Here is a 15905-nt window from a genome sequence, read left to right as displayed (position 1 = left end):
GACGATGAAGATCATGACCTGTCCCGTGAACGGCGCGCGCCCCGTTTCCGAATTCGTCTACTGGGGCGAACTGCGCGAGATGCCGGACCCGGCGACATCGACCGACGACGTATGGGCCGACTACGTGTTTTGCCGCAACGGCGCCGCTGGCGTGAAAAAAGAATGGTGGTGCCACACGCCGAGCAACACCTGGTTCATCGCCGAGCGTGACACTGCGAAGGATCGTGTGATCCGCACGTATCTGAACCACGAGGAGGCGTAAATGCGTCTGGCACCGCATGCAGGCGAATGGATCGATCGCAGCAAGCAGATCGTATTCGGCTTCGAGGGGCAGCGTTACGAGGGCTTTGCCGGCGACACGATCACGAGCGCCCTGTGGGCCTCGCAGGTCTCGGTGCTCGGGCGCAGCTTCAAGTATCACCGGCCGCGCGGCGTGCTCTCGCTCGCGAACCACGACGTGAACGCGATGTTTCAGGAAGGCACGCGCCTGAACGTCCGCGCCGACGTGACCGAGCTGATTGCGGGCGCGAATTGGCATGCGGTCAATACGTCGGGCGGCGTGGCTGCCGACCGGGGCCGCTGGATGGGCAAGCTCGCGCCGTTTCTGCCGGTCGGCTTTTATTACAAGGCGTTCTACAGCAAGCGCTGGTTTCCGCACTGGGAACGCATGTTCCGCAAGATGGCGGGGCTCGGCGAGGTCGATCTCAGCGCGCCGCACGTGCGTACGCCCAAGCGCTATGGGTTCTGCGACGTGCTGGTGATCGGCGCGGGACCGTCGGGCCTTGCGGCGGCGCTGGAGGCGGCGCAGCAGGGTGCGGACGTGGTGATCGTCGACGAGAACGCCCGCTCGGGCGGCAGCGGCACCTATCAGGCGGGCGGCAAGCTGGACCGTCTCGAAGCGGTTCGCGAGCTCGAAGCTCAGGTGCGTACGCATCCACGCGTGCGCATGCTCAACCGCACGCTTGCCGCGGCTTACTACGCGGACCACTGGGTGCCGCTCGTCGAGACCGGGCGCATCACGAAGATGCGTGCGAAAGCGGTGGTGGTCGCCAGCGGCGCCTTCGAGCAGCCCGCCGTGTTCCGCAACAACGACTTGCCGGGCGTGATGCTCGCTTCGGCGGCACAGCGGCTCGCGTGGCGCTACGGCGTGGCGCCGGGCCAGCGCGTGGTGGTGCTGGCCGCGAACGCCGACGGCTATCGCACGGCGCTCGACATGCTGGAGCGCGGCATCAAGGTGAAGGCGCTGATCGACCTGCGCGCGACGCATCGCTTCGGCGAACTCGCCCGCGAGCTGGAAGCGTGCGGCGTGGAGGTTCTCGGCTCGAGCTGCGTGATCGAGGCGGTGCCCGATACGGACGGCACCCGGCTCGCGGCGGTGCGCGTGGGCCCGACGCCGCCCGCGGGCGTGAGCGCCTCGCATGATTACACCCGGCAGATCGAATGCGACACGCTGCTGATGAGCGTAGGCTGGGCGCCGGCCGCCAATCTGCTCTACCAGGCAGGCACGGCGATGCGCTACGACAGGAGCGTCGAGCAGTTCGTACCGGACCGGCTCCCCGAGGGCGTGTTCGCGTGCGGCCGCGTCAACGGCGTGTATACGTTCGAGAGCAAGCTCCAGGATGGGCGCCGCGCCGGCGCCGCGGCGGCGGCGCATGCGGGCATTGCGGCGGCGTCCAATGTCAAGTCGTTCTTTTCGATTGCCGCCGAGCTCGAGTCGCCGTCGCACCCATGGCCTATCGTGCCGCATCCGGCAGGCAAGAACTTCGTCGACTTCGACGAAGACTTGCAGCTGAAAGATTTCGAAAACGCGGTGCAGGAAGGTTTCGACAACATCGAGTTGCTCAAGCGCTTCTCGACCAACGGCATGGGCCCGAGCCAGGGCAAGCACTCGAACATGAACGGCCTGCGCATCCTCGCGCGCCTGACCGGCAAGGTGCCGCAGGAAGTGGGGACGACTACGGCGCGTCCGTTCTTCCATCCGGTGCCGATGGCGCTGCTCGCCGGCCGCGGCTTCAATCCCGAGCGCCGCACGCCGATGCACACGCAGCACGTGCAGCGCGGCGCGAAGTGGATGCCGGCGGGGGTGTGGCAGCGGCCCGAGTATTACGCGGTGGCTGGCAAGGACCGTGAGCGCTGCATCCAGGAAGAGGTGCGGGCGGTGCGCACAGGAGTGGGCATGATCGACGTGGGGACGCTCGGCAAGCTCGAAGCGCGAGGGCCGCAGGCGGCGCAGTTTCTCGAGCGCATCTACGTATCGAAGTACGCGGGCTTGAAGTCCGGCATGACGCGCTATGCGCTCATGTGCGACGAAACCGGCGTGGTGATCGACGATGGCGTAATCGCGCGCCTCGCCGACGATCACTTCTACTTCACGACCACGACCTCGGGCGCGGCAACCATCTACCGTGAGCTGTCACGGCTGAATACGATCTGGGGTCTCGACTGCGGGATCGTCAATGTGACGGGCGCCTATGCCGCCATCAACCTCGCCGGCCCACACTCGCGCGCCGTGCTCGCGAAGCTGGTCGATATTGATCTGTCCTCCGAAGCATTTCCGTATCTCGGCATTCGGGTAGCGGACATCGCGCTTGGCGCGAACGCTGTGCCGGCCCGGCTGATGCGCGTGGGTTTCGTCGGGGAGTGGGGCTACGAGATTCACATTCCCGCCGAGTACGGCGCGGCTTTGTGGAATGCGCTCGACGAAGCAGGCAAGGAATTTGGCATCCGGCCATTCGGCGTGGAGGCTCAGCGGCTGTTGCGCCTCGAGAAGGGGCACGTGATCGTGAGCCAGGATACGGACGGTCTGACGACGCCGCGCGACGCCGCCATGGAGTGGGCGGTCAAGATGGACAAGCCGTTCTTCGTCGGCCAGCGCAGCCTGCAGGCAATCGACCGGCAAACACAGCAGCAGCGCCTCGTGGGTTTCGCGCTGGACGACGGGGTGAAGAACGACGCCTTGCGCGAATGCCACCTCGCGATCGAGGGCACCGAGATTGCCGGCCGCGTGACGAGCGTCTCGTGGAGCGAATCGGTGCAAAAGACGATTGGCCTCGCGTTCGTGCGCCCTGCGATGGCCAAGCCTGGCACGCGCATCCGCTTTCGTCTGAGCGACGGCACCATGGTCAGCGCCACGGTGGTACCCACGCCATTTTACGATCCCGACAATCTGCGCCAGAAAGACGCGGCGAGCGCGCACGCCACCGCACCGAGGGAGGAGACCGCATGAGCGCATTGAACGTGGTCGACAGGGCCGTCAGCCTGGCGTTGCGCGCGAGCCCCGCGCGCCATGTGACGCATGCCGCCGAACCCAGCTGGAGCGTGGTCGAAAACATGCAGATCGCCGAGCGCTTCGGCGCGAACGACGAGGCACACGCGCGCAGCGCCGGCATTGCCGACGTCTCGCACCTGTACCGCGTGGGGTTCAAGGGCCAGGGGGTTGCCGCCTGGCTCGCCGAGCAGGGCCTGCCCGTGCCGTCGCAGCCCAACACGTGGGCGCCGCTCGCGAGCGGCGGACTCGTCGCGCGTCTCGGGCTCACCGAGTATCTGATCGAGGACAGCATCAGCGGCCGCGCCTCGGCCAGGCTGGCCCATCGCGAGCCGGCTTTGCGGGTCTATCCGGTGCTGCGCCAGGATCTGGCGCTCGTACTGTGTGGCGAAGCGATCAACGAGCTTCTGCTGCAGACCTGCAATGTGAACTTCCGCGCGCTGGAGCTGGCAACCCGACCCGTCATGCTGACTTCGATGGCGGGTGTCGCCGTCACCGTCCTGCCGGGCGAGCGGTTGGGCCGGCCGTACTACCGTCTGTGGGCCGACGGCACGTACGGCGTGTACTTGTGGGAAACCCTTGCCGGCATCGTTGCCGAACTGGGAGGCGGGCCGGTCGGTCTCGCCGCGATCGACGAAGCAGACCAGGCAAGTTAGGCGCATCAGGCAACTGGGCGGAGGTGTCCGGCGCACGCGCTGGGCGCTTCCACGAAACCGCATTCACGACGCTTGAGGACAATCGACATGACACCTGCAGAAGCCAAGCAATTCCTCGCAGATAACGATGTGAGGTACATACTCGCGCAATTCGTCGACATTCACGGCGTCGCGAAGACGAAGTCCGTGCCCGCCGCGCATCTCGATCTCATCCTGACAGAAGGCGCGGGTTTTGCCGGCTTCGCGGTGTGGGGCCTCGGCATCGATCCGCAGGGCCCGGACTTCATGGCGGTGGGCGATCTCGACACGCTCACGCTCGTGCCGTGGCAGCCGGGCTACGCCCGCATCGCCTGCGATGGTTACGTCAAAAAACAGCCGTGGCAGTTCGAGAGCCGCGTGACACTGAAGAAGCAGATCGCCCGCCTGCAGGAACACGGCTGGATCCTGAACACCGGCCTCGAGCCCGAGTTCTCGCTGCTGCGGCACGCCGAAGACGGCCGCATCGTGCCGTGCGACGAGTCGGACGCGCTGCTCAAGCCCTGCTACGACTACAAGGGGCTCTCGCGCTCGCGCGAATTCCTCGAACGCCTCACCGAGTCGCTGATCAAGGCTGGCATCGACGTCTATCAGATCGATCACGAGGACGCCAACGGCCAGTTCGAAATCAACTATACCTATTCGGACTGCCTGAAATCCGCAGACTCATACGTGTTCTTCAAGATGGCGGCTTCGGAGATCGCGAACGATCTCGGCCTCATCTGCTCGTTCATGCCCAAGCCGTTCTCGAACCGGCCGGGCAATGGCATGCATATGCACATGTCAATCTCGGACGGGGAGCGCAACCTCTTCGCCGACAATCACGACGAGCGCGGCCTCGGCCTCTCGAAGCTCGCGTATCACTGGACGGCGGGCCTGCTCAAGCATGCGGCGGCGCTCGCGGCAATCTGCGCGCCCACGGTCAATTCGTACAAGCGCCTCGTGGTGGGCCGCTCGCTGACCGGCGCGACGTGGGCGCCGGCCTATGTGAGCTACGGCGACAACAACCGCTCGTCGATGGTCCGTATTCCGGGCGGCCGCATCGAGCTGCGACTGCCCGATGCCGCATGCAACGCGTACCTGGCGACTGCCGCCGTGATCGCCGCCGGGCTCGACGGCGTAAACAACAAGCTCGAACCCGGCGAGCCATGCAACCTGAACCTCTACGAGATGTCACCGCAGGAGCTGCAGCAACACAAGATCAGTATCTTGCCGCAAAACCTCCAGGATGCGCTGCACGAGCTGGAGCGCGACGAACTCATGATGGAAGCGCTCGGCCCGGCGGGCAGTGAGTTCGTGCGCCTGAAGCACATGGAATGGATCGAGTACATGCGCCATGTGTCCGACTGGGAGCAGAAGACTTACCTCGAGTTTTTCTGAGCTGGCTTACGTGCGGTGGCGCGGCGGCGCGGCATCATGCGGGCGCCGGTACGCCAGCCGTCCATGGAACGCAGGAAATATATGCAGGAGAGAACTCATGTGTGGAATTGTAGGATTGCTTATCAAACAGCCATCGCTGCGTGAGCAGCTGGGCGAGCTGATGGTGCCCATGTTGCTCGGCATGACGGAGCGCGGCCCCGATTCGGCGGGACTCGCCGTGTTCACGGAGCCGGTGGGCGGGGATGTCCGCAAGATCAGCCTGTATTGCGGCCTCACAAAAGAGGGCGAAGACTTCAACTGGCAGGGGCTCGCGCACGAGATGAACACGCATCTGGGCGCCGGCGCCTCGGTTCATGCGAAGGGCAATCACGCGGTGCTGAGCGTGACTATCGCGCCGGAGACGGCGAAGCACTGGATCGCCGAGCAGCATCCGCACTTGCACATTCTTTCCGTGGGACGCGCGATTGACCTGTACAAGGATATCGGCACGCCAAAGGAAGTGTCCGACCGCTATGCGTTCCAGAACCTCTCGGGCACGCATCTCGTCGGCCACACGCGCATGGCGACCGAGTCGGCGGTGACGCCCGACCGCGCTCACCCGTTCACCGCGGGCGAAGACTTTTGCCTCGTGCACAACGGCTCGCTCTCGAATCCCTTTGGCGTACGCCGCATGCTCGAGCCGCACGGCATCCACTTCGATACCGACAACGACACGGAGGCGGCCTGCCGCTTCCTCGAATACCGGCTGCGCGAGGGGGACGACCTCGAAGTGGCGCTGCAAAAGGGCTTCGAGCAGCTCGACGGCTTCTATACGTTCCTCATGGGCACGCCCGACAAGCTCGCGCTGATTCGCGATCCGTTCGCGTGCAAGCCGGCCGTCGTGGCCGAGACCGATGATTACGTGGCGATCGCGTCCGAGTTTCGCTCGCTCGCGCATCTGCCCGACATCAAGCATGCAAGCGTGTTCGAACCGGCTCCCGAGGAGATGTACGTATGGAAAGTGTGAACTTTGACCTGGCAAGCACGTCGGTGACCGAAGTCAACCGGTTCCTGCACAAGGATGCGGCCGGCAAGGGTGTCAAGGCGGTGCACATCGCGAACCCGGATGGCGCGCACAACATCGCGGTCGGACTCGATCTGCCGATCGAGGTCGAGATCGACGGTCATGCCGGCTACTACGCGGCCGGCATGAACAAGGAGGCGAAGGTGACCATCGCGGGCAGCGCGAGCACTGGCGTCGCGGAAAACATGATGAGCGGGCGCGTGCACGTGAAGGGCTTCGCATCGAACGCGGCGGGCGCGTCGGCGCAAGGTGGCCTGCTCGTGATCGAGGGCGACGCGGGCCTGCGCTGCGGCATCTCGCTCAAGGGCGCCGATATCGTCGTGAAGGGGTCGGTAGGCAGCTTCTCGGCGTTCATGGCGCAGGCGGGGCGCCTCGTGATCTGCGGCGACGCGGGCGACGCGCTAGGCGATTCGCTTTACGAAGCGGTGCTGTACGTGCGCGGCGCTATCAAGTCGCTGGGCGCGGACGCGCGTGAGGAGCCCATGACCCCCGCCGACATCGAAGCGGTGGCACAGCTACTGCGCCATGCGGGGCCCGCGTTCGCGGGCTTCGAGGCCAAGGAGTTCCGTCGCATTGCCTCGGCCCGCTCGCTCTATCACTGGAACGCCGACGCGAACCAGGAATATTGACCCAAGGATCCCGACCATGGAAATCAAGCCCATCCACATGAAGCAACTGGCCACCGAAGAATCCTGGGGCTTCGACCGCAAGACGATCAATTACATTCAGAACGCCGCGGCGCACGGGCTGTACGAGATCCGCGGCCTTGGCGCGAAGCGTCATGTGCCGCACTTCGACGACCTGCTGTTCCTCGGCGCGTCGCTCTCGCGGTATCCGCTCGAAGGCTATCGCGAGAAGTGCACGACGAAGACCGTGCTCGGCACGCGCTTTGCGAAAAAGCCCATCGAGCTTGCGATCCCGATCACCGTTGCCGGCATGAGTTTCGGTGCGCTCTCCGCAAACGTGAAAGAGGCGCTCGGCCGCGCGGCCACCGAAATGGGCACCTCCACCACGACTGGCGACGGCGGCATGACCCAGGAGGAGCGACGCTCCTCGAAAACGCTCGTCTATCAATGCCTGCCGTCGCGCTACGGCTTCAATCCCGACGACCTGCGCAAGGCCGATGCGATCGAAGTGGTGATCGGCCAGGGCGCGAAGCCTGGGGGCGGTGGGATGCTGCTCGGCCAGAAGATCTCACCGCGTGTCGCGAAGATGCGCACGCTGCCCGAAGGCATCGACCAGCGCTCGGCGTGCCGCCACCCCGACTGGACCGGCCCCGACGATCTGCTCATCAAGATTCAGGAACTGCGCGAGATCACCGACTGGGAGAAACCGATCTATGTGAAGGTGGGGGCGACGCGCACCTTCAACGACGTGAAGCTCGCCGTTCACGCGGGCGCGGACGTGATCGTCGTGGACGGCATGCAGGGGGGCACGGCCGCCACTCAGACCTGCTTCATCGAGAACGTCGGGATTCCCACGCTAGCGGCGTTGCGACAGGCGGTGGATGCGCTCGAAGACCTCAACATGAAGGGCACGGTGCAACTGATCATCTCGGGCGGTATCCGCAGCGGCGCGGACGTCGCGAAGGCGCTGGCGATGGGTGCGGACGCCGTGGCGATCGGCCAGGGCGTGCTGGTTTCGCTGGGCTGCAACAGCGCCTCGTACATCGAGAACGGCCAGCACGTGCAGGCGCTCGATGATTACGCGAATCTGGGCACGGCCCCGGGATACTGCCACCACTGCCACACCGGCAAGTGCCCCGTCGGCATTACCACGCAGGATGCGGTATTGCAGGAGCGCCTGCAGCCCGATGTGGGCGCGAAACGTCTGCGCAACTACCTGAAGACGCTGAACATGGAGTTGACCACGATCGCTCGCGCATGCGGCAAGCAGAACGTCCATCACCTCGAGCCCGAGGACCTCGTCGCGCTCACGGTGGAAGCCGCGGCGATGGCGCGTGTGCCGCTCGCAGGCACCCACTGGATTCCGGGCGTGGCCTGACTCGAGATGACGGCGCAGATCATCGATGGGAAGCATCTCTCGCGGCACCTGCGCACGCGCTTTCGCGAGCGCGTCGCCGCGCTCTCGATGCGCGGCGTTGTGCCGGGGCTCGCCGTGGTGCTGGTGGGCGACAACCCCGCGTCGCAGGTATATGTCGCCAACAAGGTGAAGGCCTGCGAGGAGAGCGGCGTGCGCTCGTTCATGCACCGGTTCCCCGCCACCTGCACGGAAACGGAGCTGCTCGAGTGCATCGGCGAGCTGAATCTGGATCCGGCCACGCACGGCATTCTCGTGCAACTGCCCTTGCCGCCGCAGGTGGACGTGCGGCGCGTGCTGGAGAGCATCGTCGTCGACAAGGACGTCGATGGTTTTCATCTGTACAACGTTGGGGCGCTGGTGGTCGGCAATTCGATCTTTCCGCCCTGTACGCCCTATGGCGTGCAACTGCTGCTGGAGACCACGGGCATCGACGTCGCGGGCAAGAACGTGGTCGTCGTGGGTGCAAGCAATATCGTCGGCAAGCCCATGGCGCTGATGCTGCTGCAAAAGGAAGCGACGGTGACTATCTGCCACGCGAAAACGCGCGACCTCGCGCATCACACGATCCACGCCGACATTCTGGTGGTGGCGGCGGGCAAGCCCGGGCTCATCAAGGCCGAGATGGTGAAGGAAGGCGCGATCGTGATCGACGTGGGGATCAACCGGCTTGCGAACGGGCGCATTGTGGGTGACGTCGACTTCGAGGCGGTGCGCGAGCGCGCCTTGTGGATTACGCCGGTGCCCGGCGGCGTGGGGCCGATGACCGTCACGATGCTGATCGAGAACACGTTGCGTTCGGCGGAGCGGTTCGCGCAGGGCGAGGCGTTTCATCCGGCGCAGCCGTTCTGGCAGGTGCCGGCGCGCTAGTGCGGCGGCACCTCAGCGAGCGGAAAGAACTGCTTTCCACACTGTGTCTTCGAGGCGCAGGCGCCCTGGCGCAGCGATGCCTCAGCGTTCGCGCGAGCCGTGCTCGTGGCGCCACACCACCGCTTCGAGCCGCGAATGCAGGTCGAGCTTGCGCAGCACGTGCTTCACATGGACCTTGACGGTGCCCACGCTGATGCCGAGCTTGCGCGCAATGACCTTGTTGCACATACCCTCGACGAGGTAGTCGAGTACCTCGACCTCGCGCGCAGTGAGGTCCGATTGCGCGGGCGGCATGCGCTGGCCGCCCGAGAGAGCGTGCACGAGGCTGCCGGTGACCGCGTCGCTGAGCACGGCGGCGACCACGTCGCGTTCGTGGTCCGAGACGGTCAGCATGATGAAGCGCGCGTTCACGCCGGCGTCGCGCATCAGTTGCAGGGTCTCGATGCCGCTCACTTCCGGCATGTTCAGGTCCATCAGTACGACCTCGGGCTTCAGGCGCACAGCCATCTCGACGCCTTCGCGACCTGAAGCGGCTTCGCCTGCGATCGAGAACAGCGGGCTCATCTGGATGAGCTGCGCGACGCCCTTGCGAAAGAGTGCGTGGTCGTCGATGAGCAGAACGGTATGAGGGTGCATGGAGCTTCCTTGGCGCGTTAACCAGACTACCTGTCTCTACTGGAACGGCGTGCTATCCGTCTTGCAGCGCGTGCGTGCGTTCTCTTGCGTGCACGCCGCTCGCTGGCAGCGGATATTTTCCTGATTATGGGATCATGTCTGCGCGTGGATCTCCAATGAACAAAATTTAAAGATTAGAAAAAAAGCGGGCCGGCCCATATCAAGCCAGCCCGAATCTCTTCTCACAACCCCCGCAGTGCGCTGGTATCGCCTAGAAATGACTGCGCAATTCTTCGGCGATGTCGAAAATGTCACCGACGATGCCGTAGCGGGCGATCGTGAAGATCGACGCTTCGGGGTCGGTGTTGACGGCGACGATGTTCTCCACGTGCTTCATGCCGGCCATGTGCTGCACCGAGCCCGAGATGCCCATCGCAATGTACATCTTGCAGGCCGCAGCGGTCTTGCCGGACTGGCCCACCTGATGCGCCTTCGGCAGCCAGCCCGAGTCGGCGATCGGGCGCGAGCAGCCGAGCGTGGCGCCCACGGTCTCCGCGAGCTCGCGAAATTGATCGACGTGCGTCTCTTCGCCGATGCCTCTGCCGATCGAGAGGATGAATTCGGCGCCCGGGATGTCGACGTCGCTGCTCGCCGCTGGCTCTTCGAACGCGACGTGCGTGCTGCGCGGCGTGAGCGCCGGCGCCGCGAAGGGGCTCACCGTGGGGTTGGAAGTGTTGTCAGGCGCCTTGAAGGCGCCGGGGCGCAGGGTCACGATCGACGTCTCCTTGCCCGGGAACTCGATCTCCATGTTGACCTTCTGCCCGTAGCCCGAGCGCGTCGCGAGCCAGAGCGCGCCGTCGCGTGCGAGCGCGAACGCGTCGGTCGTGAAGCCGTAGTTTCCCTTGGCCGCGAGCGGCGCGGCATAGCCGAGCGTGTCGATCGTGTGCGGCAGCAGCACGAGCGAGGGCTTGCGTGCCTCGATCAGTGCGCGCGCAACGTGTTCGTAAGTTTCGGGATCGAAGGCGTCGGCGCTCGTCTGCACGGTGACGATTTCGTCGACGCCCGCGAGCTTGAGGCTCTCCACGTATGCGTCTGGCTGCGCGCCCAGCACGACGGCCGTGACGGCTTCGCCGCACGCTTGTTTCGCCTGCGCGGCCGCGCCGAGCACTTCGAGGCTGACCGGGCGCAGTTGCCCTTGACGGTGTTCCACCAGCACCAGAATGCCGCTCATTTCGCTTCCCCCCTGAATTCCTTGATCAGTTCTGCCAGGCATGCCGCCTGCTCGGCGGGCGTGCCCTCGATCATTTGCGCGCGGCCCGCGGCCGGCACATAGACGCGCCGGATGCGCGAGAGCGATCCCGCCGCGCCGGTCTCGCCAGCGGCGAGACCGAGCTCGTGCGGCGTGAGCGTTTCGATGGGCCGCTGCGCGGCCTGCTTGATGCCGCGCAGCGACGCATAGCGCGGCGTGTTGATGCCGAGCTGGATGGTCAGCACGGCGGGGCACTGCACCTCGACCGTCGCATACGCACCGCCCTCCAGCTCGCGGCGCGCGGTGGCGGTCTTCGCGCCGGGGGCGTAATCGAGCCCCGCCACCACGGCCGCGTGCGGCCAGTCGATGAGGCCCGCGAGCGCCATGCCGGTCACGCCGTAGGCATGATCGGAGGCCTGCACGCCCGCGAAGATCATGTCGGGCACTTCCTTGCGCGCGAGGGCGGCCAGCACGCGGGCGATGGCGACCGGGTCGGCGTCTGCGAGGGCGTCGCTCCAGATGCGCACCGCGCGGTCCGCGCCTTTCGCGAGGCACTTGCGCAGTTCGTCGTCGGCGCTCTCGGGGCCGACCGTGGCCACCACGATCTCGATGTCGCCGTGCGCGCCTTCCTTCAGGCGCATCGCTTCTTCCAGCGCGTAGTGGTCCCACTCGTTCAGGTCGAAGACGTGAAAGTCGGCGCTGACGTCGCGGCCGTCGTCGCTCAGCTCGAAGTCTTCATCGAGCGAGGCGACCTGCTTGATTGCGACCAGTATCTTTATCATCTTGGCTCCATCGTGTTCGTCGGACAGGGCGAAACATGTTGCGAGTGTTCCTCGTGTTCCTCGTGTTGCTCGGGCTGCATTGCATCGTCATCCAGCGGATGCGGGGAAACGGCAAGGGGCTGCGGCGCGTGCTGTGCCGCGAGCATCGGCGCACACGCGACGGACGGGCCGAGCGGGCCGAGCGGACCGAGTACGCGCCCGAAATGGTCGAACAGGCGTGCGCGGGCCTCGCGATCCGGGTCGAAGCGCATGCGCCAGCGATCGGCGTCCGTGAGATTCGGGTGCTCGAACACCAGCACGCGGTGCAGCGGATAGGGCTCGCGGCGCAACTGCAGCAGTACGCGCCGCGATGCATGGGGATTCAGTATTACGCTGCGACGCACGTCCGCCACGGCGTGTGCGGCGAGCCGCGCGAGCTGCGCCTGCGGGGTCGCGGGATGGCGCGCGATGCCCGAGAGCACGTCGATGTCTTCGTCGGCGGCGAGGCGGCGCAGCAGCGCGCCCGGCAGGTCCTCGCGCAACGCGACGCCCGCGCGCACCCACGGCACCGGGTCGGCGGCAAGCTGGGCCGCGAGCCGCGCCGGGCAGCGCGGGTGGCGTGCCACCGCGCGGCGCACTTCCGGTTCGCTGTCGTTCACGAGCCGCTCGAGCCACTCGGGCGGGCAGGCCGGGTGGCGCCCGAGCGTGCGGCGCACCCACGGATCGTCATTGCCGATCAGCCACTCGACGACCTTGAGCGGCAGATCGTGACGCGTGGCCACCACGCGGCGCACGAGAGCCTGCGCATCGAAGCACAGCCCGATCAAGGCGCCGGCGGGCGTGTTCGCATTGAGCGCGGCGGCGCGGCGCACGCGGGGGTCTTCGTCGCGGGCGAGCTGCGCGAGGATCGCAGCGGGCGCGCGTGCCTGGAGCGCGAGACTGCGCCGTTCGTCCGGCGACGAGGGCAGTGTGTGCAGCAGCGCGTCGGGGCAGCACGGATGACGCAGCACCTGGGCGCGCACCGCACTCGTGCGCGTGTTTTTCCAGAGCTGCAGCAGCGTCTGTGGATCGGTCGCGAGATGGATCGCGAGCAGCCGCTGCAGCACGGCGATGCCGCGCTGCCCGACGAGCGCGAGCAGGTCAGAGGGTACGCCCACGTTCTCGCACAGCGCGCGCAGCACGTCGATGTTCTCGCTCTGCGCCGCGAGCGCGGCAAGCAGCGCATGGGGCGCTTGCGCGTGCCGCGCGAGCAGACAGGCGAGGCGCTGGGCCGGCGCTTCGTGATCGTTGGCGAAAAGCGCGAGCGCGTGGCCGGGCGTGGCGGGGTTTCTCGCGAGGCGGATTTTCAGCGTCTCGTCCCGGTTTGCCGCCGCGAGTCGCGCGAGCTCGGTGAGCACCGCGCCGTGGGCGAACGTGCAGGCCGCCAGCGCGAGGCAGTCGCGCCGCGTATCGAAGAGCCGCGCGCCGAGCCGCTTGCGGTCCGCGTCGTTCGCGTGCGCATAGAGCGCGGCGGCCGCGTACACGTCGGCGGCGGCCAGCGCGAGCTCGACCAGCTCGCGCCAGCGCCGGCGCATCGTCGGTGTGCGCGCACGGCGCTGCACGGGCGCGCCGTGCTTTGCGCGCTTCTCGTGCTTTCCGTGCATCTGGTGCGTTTGGTGCGTCTGGTGCATCTGATGCCTTTCGTGCATCGCGCACGCTTGGCGTGGTGTGGTGACGGAACTGGGCGTCATCTCGGGCAATCCTCGCCGAGGCTCAGGCAGCGGCGATGGCGCGCAGGCCGGCAGAGGGACCCGCATCGTCTCCGGCCGGCTCCGCCAGGCTCTCGGCGATCAGCTCGATCAGCTCGCGCACGACGAACTTGCCTTCGTAGCCGCTCGTCTTCAGCGCGTCCTCGAACATCGTCAGGTCCTTGGGGCAGCAGACCACGAACACCTCCAGCCCGTCGATGCGCGCGGCCTCGTGCATGCGGTTCTGCGCGGGCTTTTCCTTGCCCACCGGATCGCTCATCCAGATGCGGCCGCCGCCCGCGCCGCAGCAAAAGGAGTTGTCGCGCGAGCGGGGCATGTCCACGAGCTCGCAGCCGAGCGCGGCAAGAATTTGCCGGGGCGCGTCATAACCCTTGTTGAAGCGCCCGAGGTGGCACGGATCGTGGAACGTCACGCGATAGCCGAGCTTGCGTTGCGGCTTCAGGACGCCCTCGGCGAACATGCGTGCGACGAGGCTCGTGTAGTGCTCGATTTCGAACTTGCCGCCGAAATCGGGGTACTCGTTGCGGATCGTGTTGTACGAGTGCGGATCGGTCGTGACGATGCGCCGGAAGTTCGCCTGTCCGAGCAGCGCGATGTTGTTCTCCGCGAGCAGCTCGTAGAGTCCTTCCTCGCCCACGCGGCGCACGTCGTTGCCCGCGTTCGATTCGCCCTCGTAGAGCAGGCCGAAATCGACGCCTGCGTGATTGAGCAGCGTGGCAAAGGCCTGAGTGACGCGCTGGTTGCGCGGATCGAACGAGGCATAGTCGCCGACGAACCACAGCAGCTCCACTGGCTCCTTGCGCGCGTCCTTGATCTGGAAGGGCAGCGCCTTCGTCCACGCGGCGCGCTTGCGCTTCGATTCGTTGAACGAATTGCCATTCTTGTGGATGGCCTGCAGCGTCTTTTGCACCTGCGGCTCCATCTCGCCGTCCTCGACCAGCTTGCGGCGCATCTGCACGATGATCGGCACGTGCTCGATCGCGACCGGGCAGATCTCCACGCAAGCCATGCAGGTGCGGCACGACCAGATGGTCTCCATGAACACCTGGCCGATGTCCTTGCCGTGCACGTCGAGCTTCACCTCGTCGGGCAAGGTGTTCTTCTGCAGCGCATCGTTGGCGAACTCGCGCAGCGAGAGGATCACGTCGCGCGGCGAGAGCGGCGCGCCCACGGCATTCGCGGGGCAGGCCTCGTGGCAGCGGCCGCACTTCGTGCAGGCGTCGAGGTTGAGCAGGTGCTTCCAGGTGAAGTCGGTGATGGTCTTGTAGCCGACGCGCTCGCTGTCGGGCTCCACGCGCGGCAGGCGCTGCGCCGCGAGCGGGTCGCGCATCATCAGCGAGCCCGAGGCCGTGAAAATGTGCTTGACCTTCGTGTACGGAATCAGCGCGATGAAGGTGAGCGCGAGCAGGCCATGGAACCACCAGAGGCCAGTGCGCAGCACGTAGGCGGCCGAGGCGCTCACGCCCGCGCCCTTGATGATCCCGGCGAGCAGGGCGGCCACCGGCGACCACCAGCGCGTGTCCCACACCACTGCGCGGTCCTGCAGCCAGACGAGGCGCAGCGCGCTCAGCACGAAACCCGTGATGCCGATCAGCACGAGCGACCAGAGGAACGCCCAGTCTTCGCGCCGATAGTCGCTGCGGTCATAGTCGGGGTCGCCGGCCTGGCGGTCGGGGCGCTGGTAGTCGAGCTTGGGCGGCTTGATCCAGCCGCGGCGCATCATCATGTAGACGAGCCCGGCGAGCATCGAAAAGCCTGCCAGATTCATCGCGAGCTTGAACAGCAGATAGAAGTCGCCGTTCCAGAAGTGAAAGCCGAGAAAGCGCGCGGTGATGTCGTAATCGACGGTGACAGTGGCCGTGCCGAGAAACAGCACCGCGAAGCCATAGAAGATCATCCGGTGCGCGCGGCCCGCGGCGGGGTCACGGCGCGCGACCGTGCGGTGGCTCAGCACGACACGCACCATATCGGTCAAGCGTGCGCGCAAGTCGATCTTGCCGAACGACTTCGATAACGGCTGGCCGCGTCGGTACTTGCGGATCTGCACGTAGACGCCCCACGCGAACGCGCCGACGGCGGTGAGGCCGATGAGATAGAACAGCGCGATCGCAAACGACGGGAAGCCCTCGAACAGGATGCGCGTGATGGCCGCGGGGTCGAAAGTCGCTGGGGTCTGCATGGCTCGTCCGTTTAAAGAATTGGAGGGTACGGGCACGCCTCGC

General features: G+C 66.2%; 13 protein-coding genes. 8 read left to right on the top strand and 5 right to left on the bottom strand.

Annotated elements, in window-relative coordinates:
• Positions 1 to 4: 4 nt before the first annotated feature.
• The 8 genes from BN2475_RS14970 (at position 5) to folD (ending at position 9310) form a co-directional block, all read left to right on the top strand.
• Positions 5 to 262 (top strand): sarcosine oxidase subunit delta, encoded by a 258-nt coding sequence (locus BN2475_RS14970; protein WP_094780289.1) that lies wholly within the window; start codon positions 5 to 7, stop codon positions 260 to 262.
• Positions 263 to 3226 carry a glycine cleavage T C-terminal barrel domain-containing protein gene (locus tag BN2475_RS14965; RefSeq protein ID WP_094780288.1) on the top strand — a complete coding sequence of 988 codons (2964 nt, stop codon included), beginning with the start codon at positions 263 to 265 and terminating at the stop codon, positions 3224 to 3226.
• Positions 3223 to 3921, top strand: a complete 699-nt coding sequence (locus BN2475_RS14960; RefSeq protein WP_245841333.1) for a hypothetical protein — start codon at positions 3223 to 3225, stop codon at positions 3919 to 3921. The genes BN2475_RS14965 and BN2475_RS14960 overlap by 4 nt, the downstream gene beginning before the upstream one ends.
• 87 nt (positions 3922 to 4008) lie before the next feature.
• Complete coding sequence (gene glnT, locus BN2475_RS14955) at positions 4009 to 5337, top strand: type III glutamate--ammonia ligase (RefSeq protein ID WP_094780287.1); 1329 nt, start codon at positions 4009 to 4011, stop codon at positions 5335 to 5337.
• A 97-nt stretch (positions 5338 to 5434) separates the two neighbouring features.
• Positions 5435 to 6343 (top strand): class II glutamine amidotransferase domain-containing protein, encoded by a 909-nt coding sequence (locus BN2475_RS14950; RefSeq protein WP_094780286.1) that lies wholly within the window; start codon positions 5435 to 5437, stop codon positions 6341 to 6343.
• Positions 6331 to 7029, top strand: a complete 699-nt coding sequence (locus tag BN2475_RS14945; RefSeq protein WP_094780285.1) for a GltB/FmdC/FwdC-like GXGXG domain-containing protein — start codon at positions 6331 to 6333, stop codon at positions 7027 to 7029. The genes BN2475_RS14950 and BN2475_RS14945 overlap by 13 nt, the downstream gene beginning before the upstream one ends.
• A 16-nt stretch (positions 7030 to 7045) precedes the next feature.
• Positions 7046 to 8404, top strand: coding sequence for an FMN-binding glutamate synthase family protein (locus BN2475_RS14940; protein WP_094780284.1), 1359 nt, complete (start codon positions 7046 to 7048; stop codon positions 8402 to 8404).
• 6 nt (positions 8405 to 8410) lie between these two features.
• On the top strand, positions 8411 to 9310 hold the full coding sequence (gene folD / locus BN2475_RS14935) for a bifunctional methylenetetrahydrofolate dehydrogenase/methenyltetrahydrofolate cyclohydrolase FolD (RefSeq protein ID WP_094780283.1): 900 nt from the start codon (positions 8411 to 8413) through the stop codon (positions 9308 to 9310).
• Between the two features lie 81 nt (positions 9311 to 9391).
• Here folD and BN2475_RS14930 read toward each other — a convergent pair whose 3' ends face one another.
• From BN2475_RS14930 to BN2475_RS14910, 5 genes are all read right to left on the bottom strand, one after another.
• Positions 9392 to 9946: a LuxR C-terminal-related transcriptional regulator gene (locus BN2475_RS14930; protein WP_094780282.1), complete on the bottom strand. Its 555-nt coding sequence runs from the start codon at positions 9944 to 9946 to the stop codon at positions 9392 to 9394.
• A gap of 250 nt (positions 9947 to 10196) precedes the next feature.
• Positions 10197 to 11156 (bottom strand): electron transfer flavoprotein subunit alpha/FixB family protein, encoded by a 960-nt coding sequence (locus BN2475_RS14925; protein WP_094780281.1) that lies wholly within the window; start codon positions 11154 to 11156, stop codon positions 10197 to 10199.
• On the bottom strand, positions 11153 to 11956 hold the full coding sequence (locus tag BN2475_RS14920; protein WP_245841331.1) for an electron transfer flavoprotein subunit beta/FixA family protein: 804 nt from the start codon (positions 11954 to 11956) through the stop codon (positions 11153 to 11155). Before BN2475_RS14920 ends, BN2475_RS14925 begins: the two co-directional genes overlap by 4 nt.
• The gene (locus tag BN2475_RS14915; protein WP_245841330.1) at positions 11953 to 13605 is read right to left on the bottom strand and encodes a hypothetical protein; all 1653 of its coding nucleotides are present in this window, start codon (positions 13603 to 13605) and stop codon (positions 11953 to 11955) included. Before BN2475_RS14915 ends, BN2475_RS14920 begins: the two co-directional genes overlap by 4 nt.
• Positions 13606 to 13687: 82 nt before the next feature.
• Positions 13688 to 15862 carry a heterodisulfide reductase-related iron-sulfur binding cluster gene (locus BN2475_RS14910; protein WP_094780280.1) on the bottom strand — a complete coding sequence of 725 codons (2175 nt, stop codon included), beginning with the start codon at positions 15860 to 15862 and terminating at the stop codon, positions 13688 to 13690.
• Between the last annotated feature and the right edge of the window lie 43 nt (positions 15863 to 15905).

This window comes from Paraburkholderia ribeironis, from assembly GCF_900019265.1.
GTDB classification, from domain to species: domain Bacteria; phylum Pseudomonadota; class Gammaproteobacteria; order Burkholderiales; family Burkholderiaceae; genus Paraburkholderia; species Paraburkholderia ribeironis.
The sequence above is the reverse complement of the archived record's forward strand: the minus strand, read 5'-3'. Positions and strand labels throughout refer to the sequence as shown.

What these genes read in the sequence shown, in the direction of transcription:
- BN2475_RS14970 (WP_094780289.1), top strand. Translation starts at nt 5, where the DNA reads ATGAAGATCATGACCTGTCCCGTGAACGGCGCGCGCCCCGTTTCCGAA.
- BN2475_RS14965 (WP_094780288.1), top strand. Translation starts at nt 263, where the DNA reads ATGCGTCTGGCACCGCATGCAGGCGAATGGATCGATCGCAGCAAGCAG.
- BN2475_RS14960 (WP_245841333.1), top strand. Translation starts at nt 3,223, where the DNA reads ATGAGCGCATTGAACGTGGTCGACAGGGCCGTCAGCCTGGCGTTGCGC.
- glnT (WP_094780287.1), top strand. Translation starts at nt 4,009, where the DNA reads ATGACACCTGCAGAAGCCAAGCAATTCCTCGCAGATAACGATGTGAGG.
- BN2475_RS14950 (WP_094780286.1), top strand. Translation starts at nt 5,435, where the DNA reads ATGTGTGGAATTGTAGGATTGCTTATCAAACAGCCATCGCTGCGTGAG.
- BN2475_RS14945 (WP_094780285.1), top strand. Translation starts at nt 6,331, where the DNA reads ATGGAAAGTGTGAACTTTGACCTGGCAAGCACGTCGGTGACCGAAGTC.
- BN2475_RS14940 (WP_094780284.1), top strand. Translation starts at nt 7,046, where the DNA reads ATGGAAATCAAGCCCATCCACATGAAGCAACTGGCCACCGAAGAATCC.
- folD (WP_094780283.1), top strand. Translation starts at nt 8,411, where the DNA reads ATGACGGCGCAGATCATCGATGGGAAGCATCTCTCGCGGCACCTGCGC.
- BN2475_RS14930 (WP_094780282.1), bottom strand. Translation starts at nt 9,946, where the DNA reads ATGCACCCTCATACCGTTCTGCTCATCGACGACCACGCACTCTTTCGC.
- BN2475_RS14925 (WP_094780281.1), bottom strand. Translation starts at nt 11,156, where the DNA reads ATGAGCGGCATTCTGGTGCTGGTGGAACACCGTCAAGGGCAACTGCGC.
- BN2475_RS14920 (WP_245841331.1), bottom strand. Translation starts at nt 11,956, where the DNA reads ATGATAAAGATACTGGTCGCAATCAAGCAGGTCGCCTCGCTCGATGAA.
- BN2475_RS14915 (WP_245841330.1), bottom strand. Translation starts at nt 13,605, where the DNA reads ATGCACCAGACGCACCAAACGCACCAGATGCACGGAAAGCACGAGAAG.
- BN2475_RS14910 (WP_094780280.1), bottom strand. Translation starts at nt 15,862, where the DNA reads ATGCAGACCCCAGCGACTTTCGACCCCGCGGCCATCACGCGCATCCTG.